Raw genomic sequence first — 16,630 nt, 5'->3', positions numbered from 1 at the left:
ATCACGCTTGGGCAACTGACAAAGCCCAATGCTCATAAAGCCGGATCAGGTCCGGCCGGTGTGTGGCGTAGGTGCAGTATGACGATGTGAGCCGCTACACCGTGCGCGTCTCCCAGTCTGTCCATAGGCTCGGAAGAAGTCGGACCCGGTCAGTTGCAACTCCCTTTCCCAGCACTCCACTGCCCGGTAGAGCGCATGAAAAATCTCCTTTCGGGCGGTTTCTTAAGACGCTCGCCACGCCATGAGGCAGTGGGGCATCGGTGTCCGTCAGGTGCTTCTGCCCATGCAGGATTCCACAACATTGATGAAATCGTTTGTTTCGATGAAAGGCATCCACACTTTGGATAGTTGACCACGCGTTTCAAAGGTCGTGAACTACATCTCCTCGTTGTGCTCGACGCACTCCCGACAGAGCGCAACCTCATGGGCGCGGCATGCAAGATTAACCGAGCCCAGCCGGTCATGAGTGCGGCCGGCGCTCGGCTGCTCGATTATTTGCGCGATGAGCTCGCGACCATGTCCGCGGAGGTATTCAAACTTAACGCTGCGTCCGGGAGCTCTTGCCCTCCAGTTCGCGACGCTCTCCCGCCCATCCAGTGCTCGTTTATTTCGTCGGATAGTTTGACCCGGCTCTACCGAATCGCCGCTTCAGGATCATTCTTTCCGATTTCGTCACGCTCGTATTTCTGCCGCGCCCTACACCGATTAGGCGCGAACAAACTGAGCGCCTTGGAACCCGAACCCGTGCGTCGTGACCGGGAGCATCCGGGGCGAACTCATCCGCTCGGGGGCATCGCATCACCGGACGGCGACAGGCACGGTCGACCGGCATCTCGGCATCGGCTGGGAATTCGTCCATGGTCTGCATTGGCGACGACGCTTCCTGAGGCCACGTAGCCCTTATGCCAAGCTGGGCGCCCGGTTTGCGGCATCCGTGCCTACCCTCTTCGGACCTCGTGGGTTCCAACCGGCGGCGAGGCGTGCATAGGCGCCCTCGGCCTGCTCCACCCAGCGGCGCTCTTCTTCCCGGTGGCTCTTTATGTTGTAGGCGTGCGCGGCTCCCTTTTGGCCGCGCACAGCCTTGCTCCCGGCCTTGAGCTCAACATCGCGCAGCTTCTTGGCGGAGGGAGGGTCGAGCCCACGCGTAACTCTCGCCCTTCATCAACAGATGCCAGATCACGACAGAGAGTTTGCGTGCGGTTGCCACGGCCGCGACATGCTGTCCGCGCCGGGCTCGCACGCCGCAGGGAGAAGGCTCGCAACGGTCCGGGAGCACGAGCGGCCGCCCAGGCCGCCTCGACGAGCATGCCGCGCGCATGACCACGGCCCTGCTTGGTGATCCGCCCATGGTAGGCCGGACCTGGCCGGACTGTCGGACGCTTGGGTTCAACCCGAGATAGGTCACGAGCTTCTGCGGATCGTCGAAGCGCGACACGTCGCCGATCGCCGCCTTCATCGCCAGCGCGACGGTGATGTCGACGCCGGGAATGGTCATCAGCCGCTTCACGCCTTCATCCTCGAGAGCCGAGCGGGCAAGATCGCGTTCGATGACCTGGAGGTCTTCGCCCAATCGGTCGAACTCGCGCAGATGCCGATCGATCGCGAGGCGCTCGTCCTGCGGTACGACCTGCTCGATTAACCAGGTCCGACCCTTGGCGCCGCACAGGTCGGCATGCGGGCAGGACGGGATCAGGTGGCTATGAAGGATCGACTGGATGACGGTCTTCAATCGAGATCTCTGTCGGACAATCTGATTGCGCCGTGTCACCTGTCGACGCAGAGCCTGCGTCGGCTCGTCCGCAATCCAGTGTCATCGGGCAATGAATATTCCCTGATTGTGGGCATCAAAAATTCCCTAGTTGGCGCTGCTGCCGCCAGTTCCGGGACGCGTCCCGGAACTGGCGGCTTTCGCTCCGGCGTCGATAGTCCGTCCCGATTTGATCGGAATCGGAGCGTCGCTGGTGGTCCAACTTGGAGAACTTCTGATGATATTGGATCTACACCGTCAGGGCCTGTCCGTGACCGCAATCGCCCGGCGAATGGGCCGCGATCCCAAGACGGTCCGCAAATACATCGAGCGCGGGCTCGAACTCCCCGCCTATCGCCCGCGACAGGCGGGGCGGCCAAACAAGATCGCGCCCTTTGTCGACTATCTGCGCGAACGGGTCTCGGCCTTTCCCGATTTGAGCGCTGTGCGCCTGACGCGCGAGATTCGTGAGCGCGGCTATGACGGCGCCTACACCGCCGTGAAGCGCTTCGTGGCCGCGATCCGACCGCAAGAGCAGGTGCGCCCCTTCGAGGTGCGGTTCGAGACCCCGGCCGGATATCAAGCACAGGTCGACTTCGCGCGCTTCGTCACCGAGTTCACCGACGCGCCGGGCGTGATACGCATTGTCTGGCTGTTCTCGCTTGTGCTTGGCCACTCGCGTTACATCTTGGCCCGCTACGTCATGCACCAGGACCTGCAGACGTTGCTGCGCTGTCATATGCAGGCTTTCGACGCAATAGGAGGAGTGCCGATCGAGATTCTCTACGACAGGATGGAGACGGCGGTGACCGGCGAAGATAACGAAGGACACATCATCTACAATCGCTCGCTGCTGGCGCTGGCCAAGCACTTTGGCTTCCAGCCCAGAGCCTGCCGGCCGTATCGCGCCAAAACCAAGGGCAAAGTCGAGCGACCATTCCGCTATCTCCGCGAGGACTTCTTCCTGGCCCGCAGCTTCCGCAATCTCGACGACCTGAATGAGCAATTGCAAGATTGGCTCGACACCGTCGCCAATGCTCGCCTGCACGGCACCACGCAACGCATCGTCAGTGAAGCCTTCGCGGCAGAGCAGCCGGAACTTCAACCTCTCCCGGCAGTTCCCTTCGACGCGCTTCTCAAGCTGGAGCGTCGCGTCAGCCATGATGGTCTCGTCTCGATCGGCGGCAACTACTATAGCGTTCCCGATCGCACCCGGCGCCTTGTCGAGGTTCACCAGCTTGCCGACTGCGTCCGCATCTTGGACGAAGGCAGGCTGGTCGCCAGCCATCCTGTGCTCGAGGGGCGCCGCCAATATCGGATCGATCCTGCTCATCGTCAGGGGGCAGTTCGCCACGCGGCGAGGAAGAGCGCCCCCGATATCATTGTCGGTCGTCTCGGCGACCATGTCGCCCGGCGTTCGCTCGACTTCTATCAGGCCGTCGCCGAGCGACTGGCCGACGCGGGGAGCCGGCCATGACCATGCACGCATCCACGATCGACAGCATCAGGAAGAGCCTGGTCGGGCTGCGTATGCCGCGGGCGCTCGAAGTGCTTGACGCGACCCTGCGGCGCATTGAGCAGGGCGAGATCGACGGCATCCAGGCCTTCGACGAACTTCTGGTGGAAGAACTAACCCTGCGCGAGAGTCGGCGCATCAAGGCTGCTCTGATGATGGCGCGCCTGACCACCATCAAGACGCTCGCCGGCTTCGACTTCGCTTTCCAGCCATCGCTCGATAAAAACCGCATCATGGCGCTCGCGCAGGTGCCCCTCGCGCTCGGCCTTGGCGAGCGAGGCGATAATGTCGGCGAGCGTTGAGAAGTAGACGCTCTTTGCGGCCTTGACGGCTTCGACGCTGGCCGAACTGAAGTTCATCGAGCGGGCGGAGGTAGTCCATCTTCTCGGCCCGCCCGGCACCGGCAAGAGCCATCTGGCAACCGCGCTCGCCGCGTATCCGCTATCTATGCCGCGCCTCGCTGCTCGTCGTCGACGAAATCGGCTATCTCCCGGTCGTGCCCGGCGGCGGCAATCTGTTCTTCCAGCTCGTCAACGCCCGCTATGAAAAGGGCGCCATGATCCTCACTTCAACCGAGGATTTGCCGAATGGGGCGAGGTCTCCGGGGACCCGTCGTCGCAACCGCACTTCTTGATCGCCTGCTTCACCACGCCGTCGTTATCCAGATCGAGGGATCAAGCTACCGCCTTCGACAGCACGCCGATCTCGTCCCCGAGCACGTTCGATCAAAAGCACATATCAACCCGCCTCCGCCGCCGAAAAAACGCGGCCGGCGCCCAGGAGTGAAATCCGACGATCAAGATGCCGGCTGATCACCGGGCCACTTCACCTGTCAGGTAGGGAAAATTGGATGCCCACATTCGCGGAGACTTCGGTGCCCATTGACAATCCAGACTTCTGGCAAGAAGCCGCTGGCATAGAGCTGCGCAAGAACGTCGGCCTCGATCGTCGTTTTGATCTTGGCATAGGCAATGATACGCACCTGTTTCGGGTTGCCGATCCCCACCTTCTTCACATGCGGCGCAACCACAGCCGTAGCGGACGTCGCGTTGCCGGTGGCCTCGATCACCCCGACATCGTTCGGCGACAGCTTCGCGGCGAACGCCGCCAGCAGATCGCGCCGCATGTCGACGCGGCCGAGTCGCCTGAGCCTGCCATCCTCCCATGCCACTGCTTCGGCGAAGGCGCGGTGAATATCCAGTCCGATGATGCGCATGCCCGTTCCTCCTTCTTGGCTCGGTCAAAGACGGGAGCTGGCGGGTAACACGACATCTACTGATCCGCGCTCGCAGCGCCTCCGGGAAAGTCGCGAGGGGCGGCGATGTAACGAGCTCGGGCTCTCAGCCCACGGTCTATTGACGGCCTGCCTGCACCTTCGTGCTCCCGGTGCCCCACGTCCCGGATGGGCTCACCATAAGGGCGTTCCAAAACAAGAACGGCAGGACGAAAAGGCACCACAGATCACCACCGGATAACAGCAAGGCCAAGCGCTTCGTTCAGACAGGCTTGCGCCAATGGGCTTAGGCCGAGCCTACAACAGCTCTCAAAAACGCTGCCGAACTGCTGCATTGGCTTCGCCGATACAACACAGGCCTCACGGCAGCTTAGGATCAAACCGCCCATCAGTCGCCTCGGACCACGCCTTGCTAGGTCGGGGCCGCCGAAGACGCTGGTTGATAGCCCGGCGCCATCGGCCCGGCATTTCAAACCGCCAATCTCTGACCTGCACAGTACGTACGATTGCTCGCTTCGGCAGATCACGCGGCTCATATGTCGGACCTTAACGTCATCCATCATAAACTTTTTGCGACAAAAGATTGCAAGAATGCTAAATTGTTAAAGTCGTTTGTTTCGGTTAAAGGCATCCATCCCATGGATGGCTGATGACATGCGTTTCAAAGGACTTGATCTAAATCTCCTCGTTGTGCTCGACGCACTCCTGACGGAGCGTAATCTCTCGGCGGCGGCACGCAGGATCAACCTGAGTCAGCCCGCCATGAGTGCGGCCGTCGCCCGACTGCGCGATTATTTCCGCGATGAACTGTTTACGATAAGAGGTCGCGAACGATTTCTAACCCCGCGTGCGGCAGCATTTGCCCCCGCAGTTCGCGACGCTCTCCAGCACATCCAGTGCTCGATTATTTCTTCGGATCCGTTTGACCCAGCTCGAGCCGATCGCCTCTTCAGGATCATTCTTTCCGATTTCGTCACGCTCGTGTTTTTCGAAAAGCTTGTGGAGCGTATTGCACGGGAAGCCCCCGCCGTCAGCTTCGAACTGCTGCCTGTCGACGATAGCCCCGATGAGCTTCTCCGGCGCGGTGACGTCGATTTTCTAATTCTACCGGATATGTTCACGTCGAGTGTGCATTCAAGCGTTCCGCTGTTTGACGAGAAGCTCGTGTGCGTAGGCTGTCCCACAAACAAGCAGCTGCCACAGCAGCTTACATTCGAGAGATACATGTCGATGAGGCACGTCGCGGTCAGGTTCGGGCGTACGATGAAGCCGTCTATCGAGGAATGGTTTTTGCTTGAGCATGGCCTTAAGAGACGTGTCGAGGTCGCCGTGCAGGGCTTCAGCATGATTCCACCTATGGTGTCCGGCACAGCTCGTATAGCGACCATGCCCTTGCGGCTGGTCAGGCATTTCGAAAACACGTTCCCCCTGCGGGTTATCGAACTTCCGCTGCCATTTCCCACATTCACCGAGACCCTCCAATGGCCGGCCCTCCACAATAGCGATCCGGCAAGCATCTGGATGCGGGAGATAATGATGCAAGAGGCATCTCGGATGGCTGTCCCGCTGTGAACCCACGGAAAATTCAGGCGCACCTATAGTCACTACTCCTGTCACCATCTACTCTGACGACAATAGCCCTCGCCGGATAAAGTCGATGCTGGCGGCAAGTGCGCCTGCGAGATCGTCCAGAGAATGGACTTCCTCGACCAGCTCGAACGAGAAAGGTCCCGCGTAGCCGCCATCCAGCAGCGCCTGAATCTGGCTGCCATTGTCGGAACCTGCAAGAAAGCGATCGGGGTAAATCCAGAAGGTCGGGTCGTTTACGCTTGAAATGTGCACCAGGCCGGTAAGCTCGCAGAACAGGCATGTCTCCCCGGCCAGGGTGTGGTGGAACGTGTCGTGCACGAGGCGAAAGACGGACTGGCCATCAACCGCGGCAACGGCCTCGGCCGCTTCCTTCTTTGATCGAAGCGAGCAGGTTCGGAAACCCAGCGGCTCGATAAGACCGATCAGACCCCGCGACTGGAGGATTGGCTTGATCTCGTTTAGAGCGAAACGAAGATTGTCCTGGCGCTCGCTATTGGTGGGCCACGAGCTGCGGTTGGCCGGCACCAAAACGAGCGTCTCCGCCCCGCACGCCGTCGCATAATCGGCGAGGTTGCTTGCCTCGGCCTGACGCGTTGGAGTCCAGTCGTTGAACCGCTGCAAGGCGTTGACAGAGATGATCGTGATGCCCGCTTCGGTAGCGGCAAACCGGACGTCCGCAGCCGGAATGCCGCGTGCGACAGGATTGCTGAAATGAGGGTAACGGATTTGGACGTCGGTCAGGCCTTGGTCACGGGCAAGCGCGAAAAGCGCACTGACGTCAAGGCGGGGCGCCGCCATGTGATCGAGTGCAAAGCGGGGCGATACCTGGCGCATTGCTTGACTTTCCTTCCATGAAGCGCGGCTGCCATTTCGGCATCCGGCTTCTTTCAAGACGGAACCACGCCGGTTCACAGATCGGACAGAGACGGCCGAGTCAATCGAGCTTTCCTTTCATCGGTGAAAGGAAAATGGGCGCTCATGATAGAAATCCATCAAGGTCAAATATTTTCCGGAAGATAAATGTCGAACGGCAGAAATGTCTGCCCCGGGCTCTCCGCGACGCCGGCTTTGATGGCCCGCTCCATTGCCATTATCAGCTCCTGGCAAAGTCGGCGCATTGGCGTGCCGACCGCCATCGTCAAGATGTCATCCGCAAGCGCCCCACGTGACTGCGGCGTCATTTCACTCACGATCGCGACGAGATCCTGACCGCTCCCCTCTTCTCGGAGCGCGGAAATTGCTCCCTCTATACCCCCGCCGGCCATATAGAAGCCGACGAGCTCTGGTTCCCGCTGCATAAGATCCAGCAATTTTTCGTAAGTGAGCTGCCGTTCATCAAGGTTCACGAGCGGATCAAGCACCTCGAATTTGGGCGCGTTCTCACGAAAATAGGCACGAAAGGCCGTTTCCCGCGTCGCATGCGCCTGGAAGCGATGGCTTCCGACAAACACCGCCACCTTGCCGGGCCGTTTTGCGGCCTTGGAAAACACCCAAGCGGCAGTCCGTCCGACCTTGCTGTTGTTGAGGCCGATGTAGCCCTCGCGCACGCCATCGGCGAAGTCGGATAACAGCGAAAATACCGGGATACCTTTCGCCTTGAGCTCCTCGACTGATGCTGTGATTTTCGGGTGATCGGCCGCCACCATGGCGATCGCCTGGCAGCGGCTTCCAAGGTCCTTAAGAAGCGGGAGCAGGTCACGCGGCAAATGTGACTGCGCGAACTCGATGATCGGAAGGCCGTGGAAGGATTTAGCCATACTGACCGACTCTTCAATATTGCGAGCGAAATCTTGGTAAAAATCGTGGGCAGGTTTTCTCAAGATGAAGCCCAGCTTGTAGTGCGGCAGGTGCTGCTGCAAGCGCTGTTTGATGAGACCGGCAGCATGATAGCCGATCGCGTGCGCGGCCGCATGGACCCGCTGGGCGGTCTCCTCTCGCACCGGAAGGCGGACGTTCAGAACCCGATCGACTGTTGCTACGCTGACTCCGGCTTCGCGGGCGAGATCGGCAATTGTGACGCGCTTTCCCCTAGCGATTCTGATCGGCCGGTCCTCCGTCATCCGGTGCGATCCCGCGACGGCTTGGGGCGGCAAGCTGAAATAGTTCCCACACCCGGCGGTTGATAGCGCATTCGACGAACAGCGCTCCATGCGCACCCAGATGAGTTTCCGTGAACCGTTCGTTTGCTTAGGGGCTTCATGGTGTTGTATTACTCACTGCGTTAGTACTCTATTTCCAGCGCTCTTTGGAGGCTGGCAATTCGACTGTTGTGGCAAGGCCGCGACTTACACGTCGCGCTGTTGCGATTTTGCTTGCGGGGAGCCAGTTTGATGTAACCCTAACCGCGGAAAGCGGCTTCCATCCGTGACTGGTCCAATTCGCCTTCCCAGCGAGCGACAACGAGCGATGCCACCGCATTACCGACTAAATTCGTCAGCGCGCGGCATTCCGACATGAAGCGGTCCACGCCAAGAATTAGAGCCATTCCGGCAACGGGAACACTCGGCACGACAGAGAGAGTAGCGGCCAATGTGATGAAGCCGGCGCCGGTGACGCCTGCCGCACCCTTCGAGGAAAGCATCGCAATTAGCAGCAGGAGGATCTGATCGGCAATTGACAAATCTGTGTTCGTCGCCTGCGCGATGAAGAGGGCGGCGATCGTCATGTAGATATTGGTACCGTCCAGATTGAATGAGTATCCAGTAGGGATGACGAGACTTACGACCGAACGCGCGGCGCCGGCCTTCTCCATCTTCTCCATGAGCGAGGGCAGCGCGGCCTCCGAGGAGGACGTTGCCAGGACAAGCAGCAGTTCGTCCTTGATGTAGCGGACAAGAGAAAAGATCGAGAAGCCGTTGTAGCGGCAGACCGCGCCGAGAGCCCCGAACACGAAGAGGAAGGCGGTAAGATAGAACGTCGCGACCAGTATCGCGAGGTTGGCCACCGAACCGATACCGTATTTGCCGATCGTAAAGGCCATTGCGCCGAAGGCGCCGATGGGTGCAGCCTTCATCAGAATGCCGACGAGCTTAAAAATGGGGGCGGTAAGCGCCTGGAGAAAGGTAACGACCGGCCTGCTCGTCTCTCCGGTCATCGCCAAAGCAATGCCGAACAGGACCGAGAAGAACAAGACTTGCAGGATGTCGCCTTCCGCGAAGGCACTGGCAATCGTTGACGGGATGATGTTCATCAGGAAGCTGGTCACGGACTGCTCGTGAGCCGTGGCCACATAGCCCTTAACGGCTTGGACATCGAGCGAGGCCGGATCGATGTTGAGGCCGGCGCCAGGCTGAACGATATTCGCGACAATCAGTCCGACAACGAGTGCAAGCGTCGAGAAGGTGAGGAAATAAACCATCGCCTTGGCGGCAACTCGGCCGACCTTCTGCAGATCGCTCATGCCGGCAATGCCGGTCGCAATTGTCAGGAAGATGACAGGTGCGATAATCATCTTGACGACTTTGATGAAGGCATCGCCGAGCGGCTTCAGGCTCTGGCCGGTTTCCGGATAGAGATAGCCAATTGCGGCACCCAGGACTATGGCGGCAAGCACCTGCACGTAGGTCCGGGCAAAATGGCGCTTGCGGGGCGCTGCGATCGCGCGGGGGACTTTTGGAACCAACACCGTTTCTCTCTCCCTGACCGGATCGGGGTGGGGGCTCCTCCTTCTCCCATGCTGCGCTCCGGTCGAGCGCTGCTGTCATCTCGGAGCAAGCGCCGTGCCAACTGGAGGCCTGTCCCGTCCAGCGAGATTGGTGCGGGTTGCGCACTGGAACCCTCCACCTTTGCCGGAATTTGCACTCAAGGCTCGCCAAAGATCGCGTGAAGAAGTGCTTCGCCAGAGAGGGAATTGACCAGGTCGCCTTGCGGCCGTGCCTTTGATGTTCGCCGCAGATCGAATGCCGGCCGATATCTGTCGTCTTGGTGACTTTGGTTGGTCAGTTTTGCGACGGAATGCGCGCAAACTGTAGGATATCCTACACGCCCATCAGAGCACGCGGGACAAGCGATTAAGCGTAGGAGCGCATCGAATCTCCGAGGTCAAAAAATCTTGAATAAGGTCCGCGTGCGAAGTGAATCCGCAACTCGTCAAAGTTCTCCACCGTTTGATCCAGCGGTCGCGTTTCCTGGCGCTGCAGGATGGCGTTATCTGATGGCTCAAGCGCTGGAACGCCCAGGAAATCCCAAACCGCTCCCAAGCATTGGGCAGGTTCATGAAGAAGGCTCTCGTATTCCATTACAAGCAGGTTGGTCGACGTGAAGGAGTCCATAACGCGAGCGTGAAAATCGTCGGCGGCTTTGAAATAAGCCTCACAGTCAGCGATTGACAACCTGACGCTCGGTGGCCGAGCGGTATCGTTGTCCGAGCTGAACTTCAGCCACTGACCGCTTTCCCTGGCCTGCACAAAGGAACGGAGCGATTCCAATACGTTTCGGCGAACAACGAGGATGACCTTGAGTGCTGGCCAACGAGCTAATTCCGCAAAGAATGCTGGACGCTCGCGAAACTGAGGTTCATTGATCTTGCAGCCAAGATGCGTCACATTCTTGTAGTCGCGCATAGGGCAGCGCACATAGGCAAGCTCAAGAAGCTCGCGATCCGTGCCTAGCAGGCGATCCGTGCTGGGCCAATTGGGATCATATTCGTTTAGCAACTCACCGTTACTCAAAACGGTCGGATGCTCGTTTAGCAATTCTTCTAAATAGTGTGTTCCGGTCCTTGGCATAGCAAGGATCACAAAAGGCTCAGGAGTTGGTTCGTTGTGGGTCATTGCATGTGTATCCAACTAAATAATGGCCGCGACGGTCTGGGGACGCGCACAAGAAGCTTGGCTGCTATCGCTTGAACGCTCCGGGTGGGTCCGCGCCTCACCACCCAGCCTGTACTCCGAGGTGTGGTCGCGAAGATGGGCGCGTGCCTGCAGCGGCTGGGTGGCGCCCGGCTTCGGCGTTGTTGTACCACTCGCGATTCCTGGCACACGCATGCCTCCGGGCCGCTGTGGGCAGTTTGCAATCCGGCATTGCGGACCTCCTTCTCGTTGATGGGCGTAGGTAAGCGTCAACGCATTAGTCGTCGATGAAACAGTCCAGCCGACACAAAAAAAGGCAATACAGCGAACATGCAAAGTGCGCCTATATGCAGCCCTACATTGTCGCCCAGGCGGCCGAGCATCACCGGACGGATTAGATCGATAGAATTCGCCAGCGGCGAGAAGGCCGCAATCTGCTGAAACACTCCTGGCAATTGGCCGACTGGAAAAACCGCGCCCGAAAGGAACAGCATAGGTGTGATGACAAGCGTCTGATAGAAAATAAAATAGTGATAACTGGGCGCGAGCGCGATGACGAGCATGGCCAGGCTCGCAAAGGCGAACCCGGTGAGAGCGATGACCGGCAGCACGTAGAGAACCGACGTCCACGCGGCATAACCTAGCGCGGCGGCAACAATCGCAATTGTCGTACCGGCCAGAAAGGCCTTTGTGGCTGCCCAGGTCAATTCACCGAGAACGATGTCGCCGAGGGTAAGTTGTGTGTGCAAGATTGCTTCCCAAGTGCCCTGATCGCGCATTCGACCGAAAACCGCGTAAATTGTTTCGAAGGTTGATGCTGTCATCGCGCTCGTCGCAACCATGCCGGCTGCCAGAAAGGCGATGTAGGATGCACCTTCGATGCGGCCTACCAACAGTCCAAGGCCAGTGCCGAGCCCGAAAAGGTAAATCATCGGATCAGCAAGGGTGCCGAGCATTGAAGCAAATGCCACCTTCTTCCATGCCAGATGATTGCGGCGCCACACCGCGATCCAGTTCCAGGCGTTGGCGGGTAGAGCGGCCGCAAAACGTTCACCCATTGCTCACTTCTCCATCTCACGTCCGGTTAACCTCAAGAAAACGTCCTCCAGACTGGGTGGACGCTCTAGAATACGCAGACCCGCTCGACCGCGAAGCTGGATGCGCACATCCTCCGGCTCAGGCGCATAGCAAAAGAGCGTCTCGCCGCTTACCTCGACACGCTGAACGTACGGTCTGATCAGCGAAATCAGCTCCTGTGGATTGCCGCCGAAGATCTCGATCACGTTGCACCCAATGTACTCGTCGATCAGCGCATGAGGACTGCCCTCGGCGATCTTGCGTCCCCGCTCGAGAACACACAGCCGATCACAAAGCCGCTCAGCCTCTTCCATGAAATGGGTGGTCAAAATGATCGTTTTTCCGCTCGCCAGCAGGAAACGAAGTCGCTCCCAGATCAGATGGCGGGCATGCGGGTCGAGGCCGGTCGTGGGCTCATCCATCACAAGCAACTGGGGGTCGTTGATCAGAGCACGTGCCAGCGTCAGGCGCCGCTTCATCCCGCCGGATAGCAGGCCGACACGTGAATCCGCCTTGCTCTCAAGGCGAGCGAACTCGAGGAGCCGTGGGATGACGGCGTTGATCTCTCTTGTACTCATGCCGAAGTAGCGCCCGAACACCAACAGGTTCTCGCGTACCGTAAATTCCAGGTCGAGATTGTCGAACTGCGGGACCACGCCTATGCCCTTGCGGGCCAAGCGGCTGCGTGCCGGCACTGGTAGACCGAGGACTGTTATATCACCCGCGTCAGGCCGGGTCATACCGAGGAGCATACGCGCAATCGTGCTCTTGCCTGCGCCGTTCGGCCCCAGCAGACCGAAGCACTCTCCCGATGCAACGGTGAAGGACAGCCCGTCCACAACGAGCTTGTTTCCGAATAATTTGGTTACGCCGGTAAGGTCGATTGCTACATTGGACATGCGTCTATCTCAAGCGGAATGAGTCCGATTGGCCACCGGCAGCTTACTTGCGAATTCTGGTTCAGAGCAGGCCACCGCCTTGAGATGGCACCTTTGGAAAGTCGCGGCCGGAGCGACGCGTGTATCGCTTCCGCCAAAGAATAACGTCAAGATGCCACGTGTCGCTTCCAGATAGTTCCCGTTCTGACCATAGGTAACTCGAAAGCTTCACCCCGTGTCGACTGACACAACTTACTCGGTCACTCGGCGCTGCAAGGCCGTCAGACTTCACCAGCTGTGAGCGAAAGATCTGCAGTATGAAGTGACTCCGCAATTCCAGAATTGCCCGCAGCATTTGCTCCGGCAAGCGGCATCGCGCTTGTGATTTCCTTTGTGCTCCTGTTGGGCAGGGGAACACTTTTACGCGACAGCCAATCGCTATTGCTCAATGTACACAGGGCGTAAGCCTTCAAGGGGATCAACAGGAATATCCTGATTAACGCGTGCATTGAATAGCCGATGAATCGAAGCTGCCGAGTGCGGAAAGATAACACCGTAGATCTGATTATGGTCATCGTGACAATAGCCAGCACCGTCCACCAATTTACTGTATGTGAAAATAGTAGCTCACCGAGCGCCGTTACTACCGCGATGCCGAGCAACAATGGGCCGAGATTCTCTCCCATCACATCCAAAGTTAGATAGCGATCCAGGCCACGCAGTAGACCTCGCGCAAGCATCGTGTCCCGGAAGGTGCTTCGTGCCCAGCGGAGTTGTTGGCGCAAATAAGGTCCCATCTTGTCCGGAACGACTGTCGCCGCGACGGCACCTGGAACGTACTCGGTTCGAAAGCCTGCTTTCAGCATGAGGATCGTAAGATGACGGTCTTCACCGAAGTCGCTTGGTTTCCCCCTGAACAGCTGCGTCTCGTATTGATCCAGCAGAGAAAGGAGACAAGACCGGCGGTACATTGCACATGGGCCGCAGCAGCACATGACCGCACCAAAGCGACCTTGCGCCGCGCGCTCCTCATTGCAAGCCAGCCAGTATTCCATATCGATCAATCGGGTCAACCAAGTGTCGCTGCGGTTGTATGCCGTCAGCTGGCCCATGGCCGCTCCGACCATGGAATCCCGCATTTTTACTGCAAGCTTTGTGATGACGTCGGACGCAAGTGTCGTGTCAGAGTCGACGCTGAGCACGAAATCTCCAGATGAGCGGCGGATGGCGGCGATCTGCGCCTTGCGTTTGCCAACATTCTCGCGGAGCAGAATGAAATTGAATCTCGGGTCGCCCTCGTAGGCGTGATGTACCGGGATGACGGCATTACGATTTCCAGAACCGTCGTCAACCAGATAGACCTGAAATGTTCCGGCGTAATCTTGATTTGCAATGGAAGCTAAACACGCCGCGAGTGTGCGCGGGTCCTCATTGTAGCAGGGGATAATGACATCCACGCTCGGCCAACGGTCGGATCCGAACAAGCTTTCCGACGGCGGCGTAACATTTTCCGGTTGGGAGTAGACCGCTTGCATGCCTCTGTAAACAGTCGAGAGCACCGCATAAGACGAAACGGCAACAGTACTGGCTGTGGTGAGAAGGTCCATAGGATCTCTGTTTGTTCAGGGGTGTTGAGGAAGTGATCGGATTACAAATCCGCGGCCGTGCAATTCTGGAATTAGGCGTGACAACGCTGTCACCGTCTGGTCGCGCAGACTGGCTTGATTGCCTGGTTGCAATTCGTCGGGAGCGCACCCGTCGTGCAACAGCACGATTGCGCCCGGCCGGATATCGGCGAGCACTCTGTCGACGATGGCGTCAACGCCGGGGCGAGACCAGTCGCGTGGATCAATGGACCAATGGACGGGCGCCAATGCCGCACCCGCTGATGCAGCGATTACTTCTTCGGTCCAGATGCCATACGGTGCACGAAAGTACCGAACCATGGCCTGCGGGCAAGCCATCCCTATGACTCTGTTTGCCTCAACTATCTGGCAGTCGACTTCGACGGACCCGCATTTGGCCAGGTCCGGATGAGTCATCGTGTGGTTGGCTATACCGTGCCCGTCTGTAATAATTCGGCGAACGAGTTCCGGCTCGTCGGCCGCGTAGGCCCCAACAACGAAGAAGGTCGCCGTCACCTGATGTTGCGCCAGCACATTGAGTATCTGCGGTGTGAAAAATGAATTGGGACCATCGTCAAACGTCAGATAGACGCTGCGCTCTGCAGTGCCATCGGCATTGTCACTCTGCCCTTCGCATATGTAGTCCAGAGGCTTCATAGTTCCGGACCGTTCCGGTCGATCAGGGTACCGGACGGCCACTCGTCCATCGAGCGTCCGATCGGCGAAACCAACACGAGTACGTCTTCCAGGCGCGTGGGCGGCAGGTCGGGATGCACATCTGGACGGGTCGATCGTACGCGAACGCCCGACACAATGTTCGCGAGGCCGGCTCTGCAGAATCTTTCGACATGGTTTCGCAGCGCGTGCCGAACCGTGCCGAAAGCGAATGGAACACCCAACTGATGGAGCACTGGGTACGCCACGCGCATCGAAAAACCGATTCCGAGCCCTTCAAGATCCGGACGAACCGCGTACAGGCCCAATTCAGCGACGATCAAGTCGACCTCGCCAACTTTGATGAAGCGCCGCAGCATGCCGATGTGAGCCGCTACCCCATGCGCGTCGTAGCCGATTGCGCGGAATTCCGGCCTCGCGCCGGCCCAACTGCGGCCGCCTTCGAATGGCTCCGCGTTGAAGGCGCCAGTCCGTCCATAGGTCTTTCGAAAAAAGTCGGAGAGTTCGACATGGTCGGCCAGTTGCAGCTCATTTTCCCAGCACAACTTCCAATCGACATTCGGGCGCATGGAAGACCTCACCTTGGAGCTGTCTGGTTGAGATAAATGTCCAAGCATTGGTTAAATAATTGGCATCGCACCAACGGGGCGTAACTTGTGGAGACCGCCGAAAGACCAAGCCGTAATGCAGATGCGACTGACTTTGTGCGCCCCGCACACCAGATGATGCTCCTCGGATCCAACGCAACCATGGGAACTACCTATCTTTCCAACTTGAAGCGCCTCTATGGGACCTGCAGCAAAAACGGTAAAATCCTTTGTTTAGATGAAAGGTATCCACGCTTTGGATAACTGGGCGAATGCGTTCCATATGGCTGGTCAATTATCGTCGTCACGCTCGAGGCACTTCTGACGAAGCGCAAAGCTCACGCCCGCGGCACGCGCGGCCGTTGCCGGGCCGCGCGATTATCTCCGTAAGAGCCGAGCGGAGCTCAGACACGACGATTGATCAGAATCTGATTCGCGGGTTCAGTATCTCTTTCGTGTATCCAGCTCTGGGCTGTCCTTTGGCGGGAGTTAGGTTCGCCCAGGTTCTGAGCCTGGGGCGTCGGCCCGTTCGCCGCACAGGCTCCTTCGCACATCGTCGAGGCCGAGAAAGAGGGGGCCACACAGCTCCCCCTGTACTTTCCACCACCCGACACCAGCGCTCACCCAGGGCGCCGGCCTTGCTCACCTCAACGGATAGCGCACTCGCGCCGCTTCACGATTAAAAGAATTCTACAAGCAGATGCCTGTTTGATCGTGAGACGTCCGCTGCCAATTCCCGCATCGCAGAGGCAGCCAATAGCGCTCGCTTCACATAGTGGTCCGGCAAGCAGCTAGATACGACAGGTGACCTCAAATGAGGCGTCTTGCATGGCTTCTACACCTGCCTGAATGCCAGAACTGCGTTCGTACCGCCCATGGCGAAGGCGTTGCTCATGGCGACGCGCACCTTG

11 protein-coding genes and 3 pseudogenes are annotated in these 16,630 nt (G+C 58.7%); 3 read left to right on the top strand and 11 right to left on the bottom strand.

Going from position 1 to position 16,630, the window contains the following annotated elements:
* Nucleotides 1-900: 900 nt before the first annotated feature.
* A pseudogene (locus tag EOA29_RS08410) lies at nt 901-1,807 on the bottom strand (IS110 family transposase); the annotation flags it as partial.
* 154 nt (nt 1,808-1,961) lie between these two features.
* On the opposite strand from EOA29_RS08410, the gene istA reads away from it, so the two are divergent.
* Nucleotides 1,962-3,224, top strand: a complete 1,263-nt coding sequence (istA, locus tag EOA29_RS08405; RefSeq protein ID WP_029356448.1) for an IS21 family transposase — start codon at nt 1,962-1,964, stop codon at nt 3,222-3,224.
* A pseudogene (locus EOA29_RS08400) lies at nt 3,221-4,075 on the top strand (ATP-binding protein). Before istA ends, EOA29_RS08400 begins: the two are co-directional and overlap by 4 nt.
* A 74-nt stretch (nt 4,076-4,149) precedes the next feature.
* Here EOA29_RS08400 and EOA29_RS08395 read toward each other — a convergent pair.
* A pseudogene (locus EOA29_RS08395) lies at nt 4,150-4,479 on the bottom strand (IS110 family transposase); the annotation flags it as partial.
* Nucleotides 4,480-5,151: 672 nt separating this feature from the next.
* On the opposite strand from EOA29_RS08395, the gene EOA29_RS08390 reads away from it, so the two are divergent.
* Nucleotides 5,152-6,069: a LysR family transcriptional regulator gene (locus tag EOA29_RS08390; protein ID WP_091600624.1), complete on the top strand. Its 918-nt coding sequence runs from the start codon at nt 5,152-5,154 to the stop codon at nt 6,067-6,069.
* 48 nt (nt 6,070-6,117) lie between these two features.
* Here the strand turns inward: EOA29_RS08390 and EOA29_RS08385 are convergent, their stop codons facing one another.
* The 9 genes from EOA29_RS08385 to EOA29_RS08345 all read right to left on the bottom strand — a co-directional run bounded on the left by EOA29_RS08385 (nt 6,118) and on the right by EOA29_RS08345 (nt 15,701).
* The gene (locus EOA29_RS08385; RefSeq protein ID WP_091600623.1) at nt 6,118-6,921 is read right to left on the bottom strand and encodes a TIM barrel protein; all 804 of its coding nucleotides are present in this window, start codon (nt 6,919-6,921) and stop codon (nt 6,118-6,120) included.
* A 164-nt stretch (nt 6,922-7,085) separates the two neighbouring features.
* Nucleotides 7,086-8,147, bottom strand: coding sequence for a LacI family DNA-binding transcriptional regulator (locus tag EOA29_RS08380; RefSeq protein WP_024505889.1), 1,062 nt, complete (start codon nt 8,145-8,147; stop codon nt 7,086-7,088).
* 278 nt (nt 8,148-8,425) lie between these two features.
* The gene (locus tag EOA29_RS08375) at nt 8,426-9,709 is read right to left on the bottom strand and encodes a dicarboxylate/amino acid:cation symporter (RefSeq protein ID WP_281033076.1); all 1,284 of its coding nucleotides are present in this window, start codon (nt 9,707-9,709) and stop codon (nt 8,426-8,428) included.
* Between the two features lie 388 nt (nt 9,710-10,097).
* Entirely contained in the window at nt 10,098-10,859 is a 762-nt protein-coding gene (locus EOA29_RS08370) for a sulfotransferase (protein WP_024505871.1), read from the bottom strand.
* A gap of 287 nt (nt 10,860-11,146) precedes the next feature.
* Nucleotides 11,147-11,935 (bottom strand): ABC transporter permease, encoded by a 789-nt coding sequence (locus EOA29_RS08365; RefSeq protein ID WP_126057633.1) that lies wholly within the window; start codon nt 11,933-11,935, stop codon nt 11,147-11,149.
* Nucleotides 11,936-11,938: 3 nt separating this feature from the next.
* Nucleotides 11,939-12,853: a nodulation factor ABC transporter ATP-binding protein NodI gene (nodI, locus tag EOA29_RS08360; RefSeq protein ID WP_024505873.1), complete on the bottom strand. Its 915-nt coding sequence runs from the start codon at nt 12,851-12,853 to the stop codon at nt 11,939-11,941.
* A gap of 260 nt (nt 12,854-13,113) precedes the next feature.
* Nucleotides 13,114-14,439: a chitooligosaccharide synthase NodC gene (gene nodC / locus EOA29_RS08355; RefSeq protein ID WP_032899868.1), complete on the bottom strand. Its 1,326-nt coding sequence runs from the start codon at nt 14,437-14,439 to the stop codon at nt 13,114-13,116.
* A gap of 15 nt (nt 14,440-14,454) precedes the next feature.
* On the bottom strand, nt 14,455-15,114 hold the full coding sequence (nodB, locus tag EOA29_RS08350; RefSeq protein WP_126057632.1) for a chitooligosaccharide deacetylase NodB: 660 nt from the start codon (nt 15,112-15,114) through the stop codon (nt 14,455-14,457).
* Nucleotides 15,111-15,701, bottom strand: coding sequence for a NodA family N-acyltransferase (locus tag EOA29_RS08345; RefSeq protein WP_024505875.1), 591 nt, complete (start codon nt 15,699-15,701; stop codon nt 15,111-15,113). Before EOA29_RS08345 ends, nodB begins: the two co-directional genes overlap by 4 nt.
* Between the last annotated feature and the right edge of the window lie 929 nt (nt 15,702-16,630).

Origin of the sequence: Mesorhizobium sp. M1E.F.Ca.ET.063.01.1.1 (assembly GCF_003998155.1) — a bacterium.
Taxonomy (GTDB): domain Bacteria; phylum Pseudomonadota; class Alphaproteobacteria; order Rhizobiales; family Rhizobiaceae; genus Mesorhizobium.
The sequence above is the reverse complement of the archived record's forward strand: the minus strand, read 5'-3'. Positions and strand labels throughout refer to the sequence as shown.

What these genes read in the sequence shown, in the direction of transcription:
- EOA29_RS08370 (WP_024505871.1), bottom strand. Translation starts at nt 10,859, where the DNA reads ATGACCCACAACGAACCAACTCCTGAGCCTTTTGTGATCCTTGCTATG.
- EOA29_RS08365 (WP_126057633.1), bottom strand. Translation starts at nt 11,935, where the DNA reads ATGGGTGAACGTTTTGCGGCCGCTCTACCCGCCAACGCCTGGAACTGG.
- nodI (WP_024505873.1), bottom strand. Translation starts at nt 12,853, where the DNA reads ATGTCCAATGTAGCAATCGACCTTACCGGCGTAACCAAATTATTCGGA.
- nodB (WP_126057632.1), bottom strand. Translation starts at nt 15,114, where the DNA reads ATGAAGCCTCTGGACTACATATGCGAAGGGCAGAGTGACAATGCCGAT.
- EOA29_RS08385 (WP_091600623.1), bottom strand. Translation starts at nt 6,921, where the DNA reads ATGCGCCAGGTATCGCCCCGCTTTGCACTCGATCACATGGCGGCGCCC.
- EOA29_RS08390 (WP_091600624.1), top strand. Translation starts at nt 5,152, where the DNA reads ATGCGTTTCAAAGGACTTGATCTAAATCTCCTCGTTGTGCTCGACGCA.
- nodC (WP_032899868.1), bottom strand. Translation starts at nt 14,439, where the DNA reads ATGGACCTTCTCACCACAGCCAGTACTGTTGCCGTTTCGTCTTATGCG.
- EOA29_RS08380 (WP_024505889.1), bottom strand. Translation starts at nt 8,147, where the DNA reads ATGACGGAGGACCGGCCGATCAGAATCGCTAGGGGAAAGCGCGTCACA.
- EOA29_RS08345 (WP_024505875.1), bottom strand. Translation starts at nt 15,701, where the DNA reads ATGCGCCCGAATGTCGATTGGAAGTTGTGCTGGGAAAATGAGCTGCAA.